The sequence below is a fragment of the Nitratireductor lacus genome (assembly GCF_056431025.1).
The window spans coordinates 41,959-57,147 of the sequence record NZ_JBWKMB010000026.1 but is presented as its reverse complement, the minus strand read 5'-3'; the positions used below and the strand labels follow the sequence as shown (position 1 = coordinate 57,147).

Here is a 15,189-nt window from a genome sequence, read left to right as displayed (position 1 = left end):
CTTCATTTTCGCCTGGTCGCTTTGGCGACGACGGCATCAAGCCCAGGCCATGATCGCTCACTACAAGAAAAGAGGCCATCTGCAACTGTAGTACTAGGGAAACATCGCTCCGTTCTATCTGTCTGCTTTTCCGCATTTATGCGGACGCCAGGTGATTCTGCGCCTGAAGCTGATCGAGGATGCGGGCGGCGCCGCTTGTTTCGGCCTGTCCGGGATTCTCCTCGATGTTGATCGCGCTCACGACGCCGTCATCGACGATCATCGAATACCGCTTGGAACGGCTGCCGAGACCCGCAACCGAAAGATCGGTATCGAGGCCGAGCGCCCTGGTGAAATCGCCATTGCCATCGGCAATGAAGGTGATCTTGTCTTCTGCGCCTGTGAAACCGGCCCAGGCCTGCATCACGAAGGCGTCGTTCACGGAGATGACGGCGATGTCATCGGCGCCACGGGCGCGGATCGCATCGCCATTTTCGACAAAGCCCGGCAGATGACTGTTGCTGCAGGTCGGGGTAAAGGCCCCGGGTACGCCGAAGAGGACGACCTTGCGCCCTGCAAAGAAGTCGGGCGCGGCGACATCGTTCGCGCCTTCGGCGCTCACTTTCTTGAAGTTTGTATCGGGAATGCGATCACCAACGGAAACTTTCATCAGGGGCTCCTGAAAACTATTTAAAATCAATGATTTTCAGGGGATTTCAATATCCCCTGAGACAGCCTCTCCATCAGCCGTCAGCGTATATATAAGATCGCTATTTTCAAGTTTCCCGACATCGCCGTCCAATATTTCAACAACGAACCTGGTGGCGCCGTCATCAATGGCCTCCAGCCTCGGTGTCCCGAGCAAATGAGCGTGCGCATGATCGAGGAAGAGGACTGGATCCTGCGTCGAGGCGGGCACGCTCCCTTTTAGGACAAGCGCGCCTCCCGTTTTCTCTACAGAAGCGATTCCAAACGTCGCATCGGCGGGGGCGGGAAGGGAGGCGAACGCACGCCGGACCGCGAGCGCGTCGCTGACATTGTCGGCGTCAGCGCCGGGGTCGAAGGTGAAGGAGGCCTGGAAGGGGATGCAGATCGTCTCGCAGATGCCGAGAAACACGTCCGCATCGATCAGTGTCGCAGCGTTCGCCTGGTCGAGTGTGAAGGTGATGGGCAGCGAAACGGACTGCCTGTAGCCCGCCCACTGGGTTTCACCGTCATGAATGCGTTCCGGGGCCGGGTACTGCACTTCGACCGCGCGGATATGGGAACTGCGGGAGACATCGATCTGCGGGGGGATGCCGGCAGCGCCCGGGTTGCGCCAATAGGTCTTCCAGCCAGGTTTGAGACTGATTTCGAGAGCCCCACGGAGACGACCGTCTTCATCCGGAAGCCCGACGGTAACGAGACGAACCGATCCGCCCTCGCTTTCCTGCCATTGGCTGGACGCGCCATGTGCCTGCGGGGCCATGATCAGTGCAAGGGTCAGGGATGCGGCTCGAATCATGGTGGGAGAGTGCAGCGGAGAGGCCGGGCCGGCAAGGAACACTTCGCTCTGGCAGCATCATAAATGCGTGACAGGCGGCCTGCGGCAGGGCGATATCCGCCTTTCACGCCATGGGAAAACGGGTTAGGCTGAAAGCACGGAAACCCAGAATGCAGCAGGGACCAAGGGTACAAAAGGAAATGACGGCACTTCCATATCTGGAAAACCATTTCCTGATCGCCATGCCCGGCATGCGCGATGAACGGTTTGCGCGCGCGGTGATCTATCTGTGCGCCCATAGCGAGGAGGGGGCGATGGGGCTGATCATCAACCAGCCGCAGCAGCTCGCTTTTCCCGATATCCTCGTGCAGCTCGGCATTCTAGAACAGTCGGAAGCCATCCGGCTGCCGCAGGAAGCGCGCAACATGCCCGTGCGCAATGGCGGCCCCGTGGACCGAAGCCGGGGCTTCGTGCTGCATACGGACGACTATGTTGTGGAGTCTTCCATGCCGGTTTCCGACAGCATCTGTCTGACGGCCACGGTCGACATGCTCAGAGCCATATCGCTCGGCCAGGGGCCGCGTCATGCCCTGATGGCGCTCGGCTATGCCGGCTGGGGCGCCGGGCAGCTTGAAATGGAGATCGGCGAGAACGGCTGGCTGACCTGTCCGGCAACGCCGCAGCTCCTGTTCGAGGGCAATATCGAACAGAAATATGATGGCGTCCTCGCATCGATTGGCATTGATGCGGCAAATCTCAGCCAGATTGCCGGCCACGCCTGAGAGGAAAGGCCTCTTCCCGGCCCACGTCCTGCCTCCTTAACCTCAAGACTTGGCTGCGGTGGTATGCTCGAACAGGAGTTTGCCGGTGGTTTCGGCATCTTCCGGTTCGCCGAAAACAAAGCTCTGGGCGTAGTCGCACCCCATCTCGGCAAGTTGCTGCGCATCCTGGTGATCGACCACGCCTTCCGCCACGACGGACAGTTCGAGCTCCTTGGCCATCTTGACCATGGAACGCACCATGACGATGCCACGTGCGCTGTGATCTTCCAGGAAGCGCCGGTCGATCTTGATGGTGTCGAAAGGGAAGCTCGATAGATAGGACAGCGAAGAATAGCCCGTGCCGAAATCGTCCAGCGACAGGCCGATGCCGATCTGCCTCAGCTTCTCGAGCACATGGGCGGACTGCTCGGGATTGTCCATGACCACGGATTCGGTCAGCTCAAGCCGGAAGCTCTCCGGTGAAACGCCCGAACGGGCGATGACAGACCGTACGTCGCCCACGAGATCGCGCCGGATAAGCTGCCGGCTTGAGAGATTGACCGACATGACGAGCGGCAAATCCGGAAACTGCTTCTGCCAGCGATAAAGATCCTCGGCCGCCTGCTGCATGGCAAAAAGGCCAAGCTGGACGATCAGGCCGGAGCTCTCGGCAATCGGTATGAAGTCCGATGGCGGGATGGCACCGCGGCGCGGGTGATCCCAGCGCAGAAGAGCCTCGAAGCCGGCAATGGTCTGATCTTCCAGGCGAATGATCGGCTGATAGACAAGCTTAAGCTCGGAACGTTCGATCGCGCGGCGCAGATCCGCCTCCATGCGCAGGCGATTGTTGTCGTTCGAGCGGAAGGCAGGGCGGAAGGGCTCGATCCGGTCGCCACCGAAACGCTTGGCCTGATACATGGCGAGTTCGGCGTCCTTGAGCATCTCCTCCGCCGATTCCTGTGTCGTGGTCCAGGAAATGAGGCCGATGGAGGAGGTGAGGACAATCTCGCGGCGGGCGAAGGTAACCGGAGTGCGGATCGCCTGCTTGACCGCGTCTGCCACGGCGGCAATGCGCGCTGGCTCCTGCTCGGACAGAAGGATCATGGCGAACTGGTCGCCGGACAGGCGGCAGAGCGAATCGCGCGGCTTCAGGAGCCTGTGCAGCCGGCGGGCAATGGTGAGCAGGATCGTGTCGCCCACCGAGATGCCGAGCTCCTCATTGACCTGCTTGAAACGGTCGATGTCGATCACGAAGACGGTCGGTCGTACCTGCTGCTCCATGCGGGCTATGGAAATGATCGCATCGAGCCGGTTGAGGAACAGCTCCCGGCTTGGAAGCCCGGTAAGATTGTCATGAACCGCGTCGTGCAGGAGGCGCTCTTCAGCCTTTTTCTGCTCGGTGACATCAACCATGGTGCCGACACAGCGGATGACCTGGCCATCGGAACCGATGACAGGGCGCGCGCGCAGATCGAACCAGTGATAATGACCGTCCGCACCGCGCAGGCGGAAGCACTGGGAGATGCGCCCGCGGCGCTGTTCGAGCACCACGTCGAGCGTCGTGCGGAATGTGTCGCGGTCCTCGGTATGGAGGGTTGAAAGCCAGTCGCGGGCCGGGCCATGCAGGCTGCCCGAGGGGAGGCCGAGCTGGCGGCTGACATCGGGTCGCGTGATGATGCGGTCGCGCGAAACGTCCCAGTCCCAGACCACGTCTCCCGAGCCAGAGATCGCCAGCGCCTGACGCTCCATGTCGCTGAACAGGCCCTGGAAGAGAGCGCCGCCGGCAAAGGCGTGCTGCATGACTGTGAAGCCGATCAGGAGAATGATCAGGATAAGGCCGCCGCCGATTGCCGGCTGGACAATGTCGTTGTCGAGAACCCCGGTGATCGCCATCCACGAGCCGACCATCCAGGCGATGATCATGACCCAGCTGGGAACCAGCATGATGGCACGGTCATAGCCCTGAAGACTGAGATAGATGATGATGCCAAGGCCGACCACGGCTGTGGCGGCAAAGGAAATGCGGGCGATGCCGGCCGCCACGGCGGGGTCGATGATGGCGAAACCGGCAATGATGCCGAGACCCAGGATCCAGGCGAGCACGCCATAGCTGAAATGGTCGTGCCAGCGGTTGAGATTGAGATAGGCAAAGAGGAAAACCACAAGCGTGGCGGCCAGACCGACCTCGGTACCGGCGCGCCATATCTGCTCGTTGCCAGGCGTAATCTCGATCACCTTGCTCAGGAACCCGAAATCAATGGAGATATAGGCAAGAACCGCCCAGGCCAGCGCCGCCGTGGCCGGGAACATCGAGGTTCCCTTGACCACGAACAGGATGGTCAAAAACAGGGCCAGCAGGCCGGCAATGCCGATGACGATGCCGCGGAAGAGCGTGTAGGCGTTCACCGTGTCCTTATAGGCGCCGGGATCCCACAGATAGACCTGCGGCAGGTTTGGCGAGGAAAGCTCGGCGACGAAGGTGACGACAGAGCCGGGATTGAGCGTGACGTGAAACTCATCCGCATCCGGGCTTTCCTGCCTGTCGAGCGTGAAACCGGAACTCGGTGTAATGGCGGCAATGCGCTGCGAGCCAAGGTCGGGCCAGACAAGGCCTGAGCCGACCAGACGGAAATGCGGCGCCACGATGAGGCGGTCAAGCTGCTGGTCCGTCGTGTTGGCGAGCGCGAACACCGCCCAGTCTCCTGTGGAACGTTCATCCTGCGCTTCCACCTCGATGCGCCGGACGATGCCGTCGACGTCGGGCGCTGTCGACACCTGAAACGCGTCTCCCTGCGCGCGGTAGATTTCCACCGCTCCCGACAGATCGAGCGCCACATCATCACGGGCGATCTTGATCGGTTCGATCGCTTCTGCCGTGCCGACGGCTGAAACAAGGGTGATGAATGCCGCGGCCAGGGCCACCAGAAAAGCGGGGAAGAGGGAACGCGACAAGGAAATCAGCCTCGTGTTTCTAATGCAGGCACGTGACGCTCCTCAGCGACCAGCGCATAGAGATAGTGATCACGCCAAGTACCGTTGATCCTGAGATAGGACCTGAGCAGGCCTTCGCGCTGAAATCCGGCTTTTTCAAGTAAACCGACAGAACGTTTGTTGTCTGGAATACAGGCGGCTTCCAGGCGGTGCAACCGCAAGCCGTCGAAAGCATAGGGAATGAGCAGCCGCAGGGCCGAAAGCATCATGCCGCGACCGGCATATCGCTCGCCCATCCAGTAGCCTATGCTGGCGGTCTGCGCGACGCCGCGCCTGATGTTGGAGAGTGTGATTCCACCCGCCAGCGCTTCGGTCGGTGCATCGAAGACGAAAAAACTGATGCCGGTGCCGTTGTCATACTCGGTGCGATAGCGCTTGAGCCGGTGCCGGAAAGCGCTTCTGGACAATTCGTCGGGTGCCCAGCTCGGCTCCCAGGGCACGAGAAAGCCGCGACTCTCATCGCGCAGGGCTGCCCATTCCGCATGATCGCCCATGACCGGTGTTCTGAGGAACACGGTTTCGCCCTTGAGCGCCGGAGGCGGGCGGCGGAAGAAGGGCACGTCCAGCATATGTCTGCGACGATCCTACACGGCGAGCTTGCGAGGCATGGACCCCTGATCGGCGAGCGCATCCTGAATGGATTCGAAGGGTGCAAGGCTGCCGACGGGGCCGATCGCCGCAACGGTCGGCTTGGAGGTGAAGAGACGCTGCGAAAGATCGGTCAGGCGATCAACGGTGAGGTTGGACAGGCGATCCATCAATTCGTCCACATCGATCGGCCGGCCGTAGAGCAGAAGCTGGCGCGCGATCTGCGAGGCGCGGCTTGCCGGGTTTTCACGCGCCATCATGAGGCCGGCGCGATATTGCGCACGTGCCCGGTCGAGCTCGTCCTGGCCGATGGCCTGCCCCGCTTTCTGTAACTCGCCGAGGAGCAGGGGCACAAGCTCTTCAATGTCGCTCTTGCCGGTCGCCGCGTGGATGCCGAAAATACCGGTGTCCGAAAATCCCCAGTGGAAGGCATAGACCGAGTAGCAGAGGCCGTGCTTCTCGCGTATTTCCTGGAAAAGCCTCGAGGACATGCCGCCGCCGAGAATGGTGGAGAGCACCTGCGAGGCATAGAAGTCGCGCACATGGTAGGCACGGCCCTCAAAGCCCAGAATGATCTGCGCATCCATGAGATCGCGGTGCTCGCGGAAGTCACCGCCCACATAGTGTGCATAGGGCGGTGTGGTGCCTTCGGCCTTGCTGCGGAAACTGCCCAGGCGGCTTTCCACCTCGCGCACGAAGTCTTCGTGCTTCAGCCCGCCGGCGGCGACAATGACCATGCGATCGGCCGAGTACTGGCGTTCGAGAAAGCCGCGAAGCTGGTCCGGGGTAAAGGACTGGACCGTCTCGGGGGTTCCGAGCACCGAACGGCCAAGCGCTTGATGGCGGAACGCCGTCTCGGTGAAACGGTCGAAAACGATGTCGTCGGGAATGTCGTGCGCGGCGCCGATCTCCTGGAGGATCACATGCTGCTCGCGTTCCAGCTCGTGCGGGTCGAATTTGGAATCGGTCAGAATGTCGGAAAGGAGTTCTACCGCCAGCGGCATGTCTGCGCTGAGAACGCGTGCATAGAATGCGGTTGTCTCGACACTGGTCGCAGCGTTGATCTCACCGCCGACATCCTCGATATCGGTCGCAATCTGACGGGCACTGCGTTTGGTCGTTCCCTTGAACGCCATGTGCTCGAGAAGATGCGCAATACCGTGCTCATTCTCATGCTCATTGCGCGATCCGGATTTGACCCAGATGCCCAGCGCAACGGTTTCCAGATGAGGCAGGGTTTCGGTTGCGACCGTCAGGCCGTTCGACAGACGGCTTACCTCAACACCCATATGCTTCTCACTCCTTGAACAAACTCAACGCGCCGCTCTGGCATGGCGGCTTATGTGATCCTGCAGCATTCTTAAATCTGAGGGAAGGACTGTAAAGGACTCTTTGTGTTTCATCAGGTCGCCGAGCCATTCGGGCAGGGCCGGCTCGATGCCGCTGGCATCCCTGACGGCAGCCGGGAACTTGGCCGGATGGGCGGTCGACAGCACCACCATGGGCGAGGCCGATGCCGGCATTGCACGCGCAACCTTCACGCCCGTGGCTGTGTGCGGGTCGAGCAGATAGCCGCTCTCGCGCCGGACCGCGCCGATCGTTTGCGCCGTTTCCGCCATCTCCGAGCGACCGGCAGAAAAGCCTTTGCGGATGACCTCCAGCGTCTCTGGCTCGACCGTGAAGCTGCCCGACTGCTTCAGAATCTGCATGTAGCGGCGGATTTCATCCGCATTCCTGCCGGAAGCAAAATAGAGCAGGCGTTCGAAATTGGAGGAAACCTGAATGTCCATCGAGGGCGATGTGGTCGCCACCACTTCACGCGTGGCGTATTCACCGGTGGCGAGCGTGCGGGCGAGAATGTCGTTGTCGTTGGTGGCGATCACGAGGCGGTCGATGGGCAGGCCCATTTCCTTTGCCGCATAGCCCGCAAAAATATCGCCGAAATTGCCGGTGGGTACGGTGAAAGAGATCGTGCGGTCGGGACCGCCGAGTGAGACGGCGGCGGTGAAGTAGTAGACGATCTGGGCCATAACGCGGGCCCAGTTGATCGAATTCACACCGGAAAGAGCAACGCTGTCACGGAAACCATGATCGTTGAACATGTCCTTGAGCAGGCCCTGGCAATCGTCGAAATTGCCCTTGACGGCAAGCGCATGCACGTTGGCGGCGCCGGATGTGGTCATCTGGCGCTGCTGTACCGGGGAGACACGCCCCTCGGGGAAGAGGATGAACACGTCCGCCCGCTCGGTCCCGGCAAAGGCCTCTATGGCAGCCCCCCCGGTGTCGCCCGATGTCGCGCCGACGATGGTGACACGCTCGCCGCGCTCGGCAAGAACATGATCCATCAGCCGCGCCAGAAGCTGCATGGCGACGTCCTTGAAGGCGAGGGTGGGGCCGTGAAAAAGCTCCAAGATGAACTCGTTCGGACCGCTCTGAACAAGGGGGCACACCGCCGGGTGGCGGAAAGTGGCGTAGCTCTCGTCAATGATGCGGCGCAGGGTCGATGCGTCTATTTCATCGCCCACGAAGGGAGCGAGCACGCGAAAGGCGATCTCGCCATAGCCCAGGCCGCGCATGGCACGGATATCGTCAGCGGAGAATTGCGGCCATGCGCGGGGAACGTAAAGACCGCCGTCGCGGGCAAGCCCTGCCAGCATGGCATCGGAAAACCCAAGCGCCGGCGCATCGCCACGCGTGCTGATATAATCTGTCGCCATTCGTCGTATAGCCTCATGAACTGCGAGGGAGGACAGCCGGCGCCCGCAAGAGCCCGTCGCATTCCGGCCGCGCGTCTGGTATAGAGCATGATCTGGACGGGTGGGAACCGGTTTTCCACTCAAACCGCACGGAAATTGAATGTCGATGACGGGTTTTCTGGAATTTGCCGGAAAAATCTGTCATCTCTCCGTTGCTTTTTTGCCCGGTCGTTGCCGGTGCTTGCAGAATGCGCAGATCCACGGGGCATGTCACTTGGTCAATTATCGTCTTTTCATCAGTTCTCTCCTGCTTTCCGCCACTGCCATCGTTTCCGGTTGCCAGTCCGACGATGCGACGGGTGGACTGGACATGCAGGGCGGCAATCTTCAACAGCAGGGTACCCAGGCAGCCGGGCAGGCTGAGGATGTGGTGCGCGAAAGCGAATTGCGCGCTTTCTGCCCACCGGTCTCCCTGCGAGAAGGCACGGCCTATTTCACCACCTATGAAAAGGGCGGGCAGGACCAGCCCGGCAGCGTGATCTATCAGGCCTCGATCACCGATGTGACGCGCAAGTGTACCTACGGCACGGGCTCGTTCGGCATGACGGTGGCCGTGGCAGGACGCGTCGTCCCGGGTCCGAAAGGCAATACCGGCACGATCACAATGCCGATCCGCATCGTTGCCGTTCGTGGCGGCGAGGTTGTCTATTCGAAGCTGTTCCAGCATCAGGTCGCGATCAGCGACACCGCCGGCGCAACCCAGTTCATCTTCAACGATCCGAATGTGATGATCACGGGGACGCCCGATCGCAGCATTCAGTTGATGGTCGGGTTTGACGAGGGGCCGAACGGCGGCCGCTAACCTTGCGGTCGGTCTCTAAACCGTTCAAGATGAAGGCGGGGGCAGGTCCCCCGTTTTTTGTGGAATATCAGGGTGTTTGGAGTGCGGGCTGAATCAATCTGTCAGGGTTTCCCTCAGGCATCCTCGCTCCATTCCGACAGGGCTTCGATGACACCGGCAAGGTCCTGGAAGCGGTGAATGACAGTCTCCGCGCCCGCTTCCATCAAAAGGTCAGCATGGCCGGGCTGGATGTGCGCTCCACCGGTGAAGCCGATGACGCGCATGCCGGCGGCTTTCGCGCCGGCGATCCCGTGCACTGAATCTTCAATGACGAAGCAGCGCCCGGGTGCGGCTCCCATCTTCTCGGCGGCATAAAGGAATACGTCCGGCGCAGGCTTGGGCTGGCGCGTGGGCGTTTCCAGAGAGGAATAGATGCGGTCCTTGAAGAAGGGCAGAAGCCGCGTACGGGATAGCATCGCCTCCACCCGCTCGTGGCTCGAATTCGAACAGACGCATTTCGGCATGGTGACGGCAGCGACTGCTTCGTGCACGCCTTCCAGAGGCTTCACCTCCTTGCGTACTTTCTTGTCGACTTCGCTTTCAGCCTGATCGATCAGCGTGGCCTGCAGCGGCGCGTCGGCATTTTCCTCGATGGATAAAAGGATGTCCTTGAAGGTGAGGCCGGCATAGCGGCTGGCCAGTTCCTCAGGCGTGATCTCGAAGCCCGCTTCCGTCAGCACCCGCGCTTCGACACGCGACGCGATGATTTCCGAATCGACGAGAACGCCATCGCAATCGAAGATGACGAGTTCGGGAGCTGGCATGGCAAGACCTGTTCTGAATTGAAGCCTGATGGCGGCGCGTTGGGGGCATAGCCGTTATGCCGCCCCGAGACAACTCCACAAAGCCATGGCTGAACGCGCTATTCGACGACGACCTCTGTGCGCTCGCCAGCGGTCACGCTGGCTTTCCGGCGCTGTTCCGCCCTGTCGCCTTCGTAGCGCACAAGCACTTCATAGTCTCCCGGCGGCAAAGTCTCCTGTGCCTCGACGTCATAGGTGCCGCCCAGATTCTTCTGGTTGCCCTGGATGTCTTTCTTGCCCTCAAGAAATTCGATCCTGTAGGCGCCCGGAGCGGAGACGGCGAGGACGCCGGCATTGATATTGATCGTCGCCTCGGTGCGTTCGCCCGCCCTGACGCTGATCGGCGTCATGGCTTCGGCCTTTCCGAGGCGCGCATAAAGCATGTAATCGCCGGGTGGAACATCCATTCCCTGCTTGCCTGGGCCATACTGGCCGCCAAGCGATTTGCGCTTTCCGTTAATGTCGGCCCTGGCGTCCTGGACCTCGAAGCGAATTGCGTTGCCTTCCACCTCCGGCCCGCCCTCCGCATAAACGGCAGACGGGACGACAAGGCCGGAGCCGATGACCAAGTCGAGTTTGAGGGTCTCGCCGGCGGCGAGTTCGTGGCTTTCTTCGACGGTGGCCTTGCCGATCCGCCCGGTGACCTTGATGGAACCGGCCTTTGCCCAAACGCGTGTCTGGCCATATCCGCCATCCTTCGTGCCGTCGAAATGCACGTCGACGCGCGCGCCCGTGTCGGCCTCGTTGTCTTCGGGGGTCCGTTTCGGCGTGATTTCGACGAGCCCGGCATCGAGCACGGCAATGACGTCCGTTGTCTTGTCGTCGGTCAGTTCCACATCGGTCTCGAATGTGATGCGGCCAAGCCGCGCTTTCGCACGATAGGAACCGGCGGGTACGCTGGCAGCGAAAACGCCGCGATAGCCGCCGTCTGCGCTGCGGTTCGCGGGCTCGCCATTTGCGTCCAAAGGGATGAAGTCCCAGCGCACTTCCGAACTGTCAGCCATGTCCGGGCCATCCTGCGAAAGGCGTGCGATGCCACGCACATTGAACTCGACACTGGCCGGTTGCGGCTTTGGCTCTGGCTTCGGGTCCGGCGCCTTTGCGACCGTGGTTTCGAGCGCCTCGGCAAGCTGGCCTGCGTCATCTGCCTTGAGATAGAGCCCGCCGGTGTTTTCTGCGAGACAGGCAACTTCCTGTCCTTCTTCCTCGGACAGGCCGAAACCGACCACATGCGCGGTAAAATCGACGCCAGAGGCCTCAAGCTCGCGGCCGAGCGCGCAGGGGTCCGCGTTGCAGGTCTCCAGCCCGTCGGTGACAAGGATGACGGTCGCAGCATTTTCTTCAATGCGCAGTTCCTCGGCGGCCTTCCGAACCGCATCGGTGAGCGGAGTCTTGCCCTTCGGATTGAGGCGGTCGGCGAAATCGGCAACCGCGGCTGCCGTGCCCGTTGCCGGCGGAATGGCGATCTCGATGTCGGAACAGGAACCTTTCTCCCGGTGCCCGTAGGCCACGAGGCCAAGCTCGGTATCCTTGGGCAGCGTTTCCATGACTTTGCGCAGCGTGTCGCGTGCGATCTCGATCTTCGTCGTGCCGTCGATCTGTCCCCACATGGAGCCGGAGCCATCCAGGACGATGATCGTCTTGCCTGCGGCCATCGCGGGGAAGGCAAACAACAGGGCTGCCAGGACGCTCAACAGGCGGATGCGGATCATACCGGATCTCCGTGGGTGAAACTTGACGCAAGGGAAGATTGCACAGCTTCGCATGGGCCGCAAATCGGCGCGGACCCTTACGGAATATTTACCATCTTCCGTAACCATAACGGCAGGTAAACAGTCCGAGTTAGAGGTCAGTCCATGTCCGCTGTGCGTCGTATCGATGAGCTTGCACCCGAACCGAAAAAGGCCGAATGGCTCGATACGATCATCAAGGGGGACTGTGTCGCCGCACTTGACCGTCTGCCGGAAAAATCGGTCGATGTGATCTTTGCCGATCCACCCTACAATCTGCAGCTTGGCGGGGATCTTCACCGTCCTGACCAGTCGCGCGTCGATGCGGTTGACGATGCGTGGGACCAGTTCGACAGTTTTGCTGCCTATGATGCCTTCACCCGGGCATGGATGCTGGCTGCGCGCCGTGTTCTGAAGCCGAACGGCACGATCTGGGTGATCGGCTCCTATCACAACATTTTCCGGGTCGGCACAGTGATGCAGGACCTGGGCTACTGGCTGCTCAATGACATTGTCTGGCGCAAGACAAATCCGATGCCGAATTTCCGCGGCCGCCGGTTCCAGAACGCGCATGAGACGATGATCTGGGCCTCGCGCGACAAGTCCGCCAAGGGCTATACCTTCAACTATGAAGCGCTGAAGGCCTCCAATGACGATGTGCAGATGCGCTCCGACTGGCTCTTCCCCATCTGCACGGGCAAGGAGCGCCTGAAGAACGAGGATGGCGGCAAGCTGCATCCCACGCAGAAGCCGGAAGCGTTGCTTGCACGGGTGATGATGGCATCGACCAAGCCCGGCGATGTGGTGCTCGATCCGTTCTTCGGCTCAGGCACGACCGGGGCGGTTGCCAAGCGGCTTGGCCGCCACTTTGTCGGCATCGATCGGCAGGATGAATATATCGAAGCGGCGAGCGCCCGTATCGCGGGCATCGAACCGCTGGACGAGATGGATCTTGCCCAGATGCAGGCCAAGCGTTCCGCGCCGCGCGTGGCCTTCGGCAGCCTGCTGGAGGCAGGCCTTATGCAGCCGGGCACGCAATTGCACGATTCCAAGCGTCGCTGGACCGCCAATGTGCGTGCCGACGGCACGATTGCCATCGGCGACGAGGCAGGCTCGATCCACCGAATCGGCGCACGCGTTCAGGGGCTCGAAGCCTGCAATGGCTGGACCTTCTGGCATTTTGAGGAAAAGGGCAGCCTGAAGCCGATCGACGATCTGCGCCAGATCATGCGCGACAACATGCAGGGCGTTGCCGCCTGAGCGAGACAATGAAATGGCTCCGGCGCCAAGGGCCCGGAGTCGTAAAAGTCCTTAGAGCATCGGACCGAAAAGTGGAATCCGGTTTTCGGATTATTCCGATGCTCCATCAATCGTTTAGATCGTCCTTTGCGCGTCCGGGTGGACGCACGGCGATCTAGAGACCAAACGGGTGCCGCGCTTTCGTGAATCACTTTATGATTCGCAAAGGCGCGCGTTCGTCACACGGCGAGGCCATAGCCGGCCAGATCCCTTCGCAGCTTCTCTGCGCCGCTGAAATGCACGGCCTGCCAGCCGGCATCTCTTGCACCTTCCACATTCTTCTCGCTGTCGTCGATGAACAGCGTGGCGGCCGGCTCGAGGCCGAAGCTTTCGACATGGATGTCGTAGATCGCGCGGTCAGGCTTGAGGAGCCCCACTTCGCCCGAGACGGTCACGCCGCGTGGCCGGTTGAGAAAGGTATAGCGCTCGCGGGCCTCGGAGAATGTGTCTGCCGCAAAATTTGTGAGCATGGTCACGTCATGGCCGGCGTCGATGAGCGTTTCGAGCATGGCGACCGAATCGTCATAGGCGTGAGGCACCATTTCATGCCAGTGACGGCGGAAGCCACGAATGTTTTCTTCCTCCTGCGGATGCTCGGCGATAAGAAGCGCTTCGGCGTCTTCCCATCTGCGTCCGCGATCCTGTTCGATGTTCCAGTCGCCGGTGCAGACATTCTCCAGAAACCAGCGGCGCCGGGCATCATCGGGGATGAGGCGGCGATAGGGAATTTCCGGATCGTAGTGGATCAGGACCCTGCCGATATCGAAAACGATGTGACGGACCTCGTTCATGCGGCTTTATCCTTTTCGGCGCTTCCTGGTGGCTCCGGGTATCGCAGCCTCGATAGCCTTTTTCATGACAGTGGGCAGGGCTTCGCCGGGCAGTGTGTCGGGGGACGACCACCAGCCATCGCCGGGCGGTTGATCGCCGGGCGGCTGATCATTGTGAAGATCGGCCCGAAAAACGGAAAGCTCCAGCGCGAAATGCGTGAAGACGTGGCGGATCGATCCGGTTTCACGCCAGTCGGCGGGGAAGGGGGCGGCGGAGATGTCCGTGGCGCCATCCTGCCGCGCTGTCCAGTGGCTGCCGGGGACCTCCGTCATGCCGCCCAGAAGGCCGGTGGGCGGGCGCTGCCGTAAAAGCACCGCGCCATCGGCACGCACGGCGATGAAGGCCGCGCCGCGGCGGGTGGGCTTCTCCATCTTCGGCGCCTTGACGGGGAAGCGCTCGGCGATGCCTTCGCGCCGTGCCGTGCAGCCATCGGTGATGGGGCAAAGCACACATGCGGGCCTGCGCGGCGTGCAGATGGTTGCACCGAGATCCATCATCGCCTGCGCGAAGTCGCCCGGTCGATCATGCGGAAGAGCCTGCGCGACCAGAGTGCGAATCTCGGGTTTGGCCTGCGGCAGAGGCGTCTCGATGGCATGAAGCCGTGTGATGACGCGCTCGATATTGCCGTCCACCACGGCAGCGGGGCGGTTGAAGGCAATGGCTGCAATGGCGGCGGCTGTGTAGTCGCCGATGCCGGGCAGGGCCTTGAGGCCGGCCTCGGTATCGGGAAAGCGGCCGCCATATTCGCTGGCGACGGTCTCGGCGCATTTCTTCAGATTGCGGGCGCGTGAATAATAGCCGAGCCCCGCCCATGCCTTCATCACGTCGTCGGTTTCGGCGGCGGCGAGGGCTTCGACCGTCGGCCATGCACCGGTAAAGTCCTCGAAATAGCGCTTGACCGCACCGACCGTGGTCTGCTGAAGCATCACTTCCGACAGCCAGATGCGGTAGGGGTCGGGAAGGACGCCGAGTTTTGTCTCGTCGGGCGGAGTGCGCCAGGGCAGGCTCCGGTGATGGCGGTCGTACCACGCGAGCAGCGGGCGCGAAAAATCGGTCGAAGAGGCCTGTGCGTCGGTGACCGACGCTTCCCTGCGTGCCATACTGGAGCGAAACTCAATATGCGTTGC

At 61.4% G+C, this 15,189-nt stretch carries 13 protein-coding genes; 3 read left to right on the top strand and 10 right to left on the bottom strand.

Annotated elements, in window-relative coordinates:
* Window positions 1-136: 136 nt before the first annotated feature.
* On the bottom strand, window positions 137-649 hold the full coding sequence (locus tag AC07E3_RS18740) for a redoxin family protein (RefSeq protein ID WP_478363982.1): 513 nt from the start codon (window positions 647-649) through the stop codon (window positions 137-139).
* 36 nt (window positions 650-685) lie between these two features.
* Window positions 686-1,483, bottom strand: a complete 798-nt coding sequence (locus tag AC07E3_RS18735) for a protein-disulfide reductase DsbD domain-containing protein (protein WP_336066028.1) — start codon at window positions 1,481-1,483, stop codon at window positions 686-688.
* 179 nt (window positions 1,484-1,662) lie between these two features.
* Here AC07E3_RS18735 and AC07E3_RS18730 point away from each other — a divergent pair, with 179 nt between their 5' ends.
* Complete coding sequence (locus AC07E3_RS18730) at window positions 1,663-2,244, top strand: YqgE/AlgH family protein (RefSeq protein ID WP_065816511.1); 582 nt, start codon at window positions 1,663-1,665, stop codon at window positions 2,242-2,244.
* Between the two features lie 42 nt (window positions 2,245-2,286).
* Here AC07E3_RS18730 and AC07E3_RS18725 read toward each other — a convergent pair whose 3' ends face one another.
* From AC07E3_RS18725 to thrC, 4 genes are read right to left on the bottom strand one after another with little or no spacing between them, the layout of a single operon-like run.
* On the bottom strand, window positions 2,287-5,175 hold the full coding sequence (locus AC07E3_RS18725; protein ID WP_478363980.1) for an EAL domain-containing protein: 2,889 nt from the start codon (window positions 5,173-5,175) through the stop codon (window positions 2,287-2,289).
* A gap of 5 nt (window positions 5,176-5,180) precedes the next feature.
* Window positions 5,181-5,783: a GNAT family N-acetyltransferase gene (locus AC07E3_RS18720; protein ID WP_322339475.1), complete on the bottom strand. Its 603-nt coding sequence runs from the start codon at window positions 5,781-5,783 to the stop codon at window positions 5,181-5,183.
* Window positions 5,784-5,798: 15 nt separating this feature from the next.
* Complete coding sequence (locus tag AC07E3_RS18715; protein WP_065816064.1) at window positions 5,799-7,091, bottom strand: M16 family metallopeptidase; 1,293 nt, start codon at window positions 7,089-7,091, stop codon at window positions 5,799-5,801.
* Between the two features lie 24 nt (window positions 7,092-7,115).
* Window positions 7,116-8,519 carry a threonine synthase gene (gene thrC, locus AC07E3_RS18710; RefSeq protein WP_478363977.1) on the bottom strand — a complete coding sequence of 468 codons (1,404 nt, stop codon included), beginning with the start codon at window positions 8,517-8,519 and terminating at the stop codon, window positions 7,116-7,118.
* 253 nt (window positions 8,520-8,772) lie between these two features.
* Here thrC and AC07E3_RS18705 point away from each other — a divergent pair, with 253 nt between their 5' ends.
* Complete coding sequence (locus tag AC07E3_RS18705) at window positions 8,773-9,360, top strand: hypothetical protein (RefSeq protein ID WP_336066020.1); 588 nt, start codon at window positions 8,773-8,775, stop codon at window positions 9,358-9,360.
* 113 nt (window positions 9,361-9,473) lie between these two features.
* Here AC07E3_RS18705 and AC07E3_RS18700 read toward each other — a convergent pair whose 3' ends face one another.
* Window positions 9,474-10,163, bottom strand: a complete 690-nt coding sequence (locus tag AC07E3_RS18700) for an HAD family hydrolase (RefSeq protein WP_478363975.1) — start codon at window positions 10,161-10,163, stop codon at window positions 9,474-9,476.
* A 98-nt stretch (window positions 10,164-10,261) separates the two neighbouring features.
* Window positions 10,262-11,914, bottom strand: a complete 1,653-nt coding sequence (locus AC07E3_RS18695; protein WP_478363973.1) for a vWA domain-containing protein — start codon at window positions 11,912-11,914, stop codon at window positions 10,262-10,264.
* Between the two features lie 144 nt (window positions 11,915-12,058).
* Between AC07E3_RS18695 and AC07E3_RS18690 the strand changes: the two genes are divergently transcribed.
* On the top strand, window positions 12,059-13,192 hold the full coding sequence (locus tag AC07E3_RS18690; protein WP_336066015.1) for a site-specific DNA-methyltransferase: 1,134 nt from the start codon (window positions 12,059-12,061) through the stop codon (window positions 13,190-13,192).
* A gap of 218 nt (window positions 13,193-13,410) precedes the next feature.
* Here AC07E3_RS18690 and AC07E3_RS18685 read toward each other — a convergent pair whose 3' ends face one another.
* Both AC07E3_RS18685 and mutY read right to left on the bottom strand, forming a co-directional pair.
* Window positions 13,411-14,022, bottom strand: a complete 612-nt coding sequence (locus AC07E3_RS18685) for an HAD family hydrolase (RefSeq protein ID WP_478363971.1) — start codon at window positions 14,020-14,022, stop codon at window positions 13,411-13,413.
* Between the two features lie 6 nt (window positions 14,023-14,028).
* Window positions 14,029-15,162, bottom strand: a complete 1,134-nt coding sequence (gene mutY / locus AC07E3_RS18680) for an A/G-specific adenine glycosylase (protein ID WP_478363969.1) — start codon at window positions 15,160-15,162, stop codon at window positions 14,029-14,031.
* Between the last annotated feature and the right edge of the window lie 27 nt (window positions 15,163-15,189).

Coding starts and splice junctions, on each gene's coding strand:
- thrC (WP_478363977.1), bottom strand. CDS start 8,519: ATGGCGACAGATTATATCAGCACGCGTGGCGATGCGCCGGCGCTTGGG.
- AC07E3_RS18690 (WP_336066015.1), top strand. CDS start 12,059: ATGTCCGCTGTGCGTCGTATCGATGAGCTTGCACCCGAACCGAAAAAG.
- AC07E3_RS18700 (WP_478363975.1), bottom strand. CDS start 10,163: ATGCCAGCTCCCGAACTCGTCATCTTCGATTGCGATGGCGTTCTCGTC.
- AC07E3_RS18730 (WP_065816511.1), top strand. CDS start 1,663: ATGACGGCACTTCCATATCTGGAAAACCATTTCCTGATCGCCATGCCC.
- AC07E3_RS18695 (WP_478363973.1), bottom strand. CDS start 11,914: ATGATCCGCATCCGCCTGTTGAGCGTCCTGGCAGCCCTGTTGTTTGCC.
- AC07E3_RS18735 (WP_336066028.1), bottom strand. CDS start 1,483: ATGATTCGAGCCGCATCCCTGACCCTTGCACTGATCATGGCCCCGCAG.
- mutY (WP_478363969.1), bottom strand. CDS start 15,162: ATGGCACGCAGGGAAGCGTCGGTCACCGACGCACAGGCCTCTTCGACC.
- AC07E3_RS18740 (WP_478363982.1), bottom strand. CDS start 649: ATGAAAGTTTCCGTTGGTGATCGCATTCCCGATACAAACTTCAAGAAA.
- AC07E3_RS18685 (WP_478363971.1), bottom strand. CDS start 14,022: ATGAACGAGGTCCGTCACATCGTTTTCGATATCGGCAGGGTCCTGATC.
- AC07E3_RS18715 (WP_065816064.1), bottom strand. CDS start 7,091: ATGGGTGTTGAGGTAAGCCGTCTGTCGAACGGCCTGACGGTCGCAACC.
- AC07E3_RS18720 (WP_322339475.1), bottom strand. CDS start 5,783: ATGCTGGACGTGCCCTTCTTCCGCCGCCCGCCTCCGGCGCTCAAGGGC.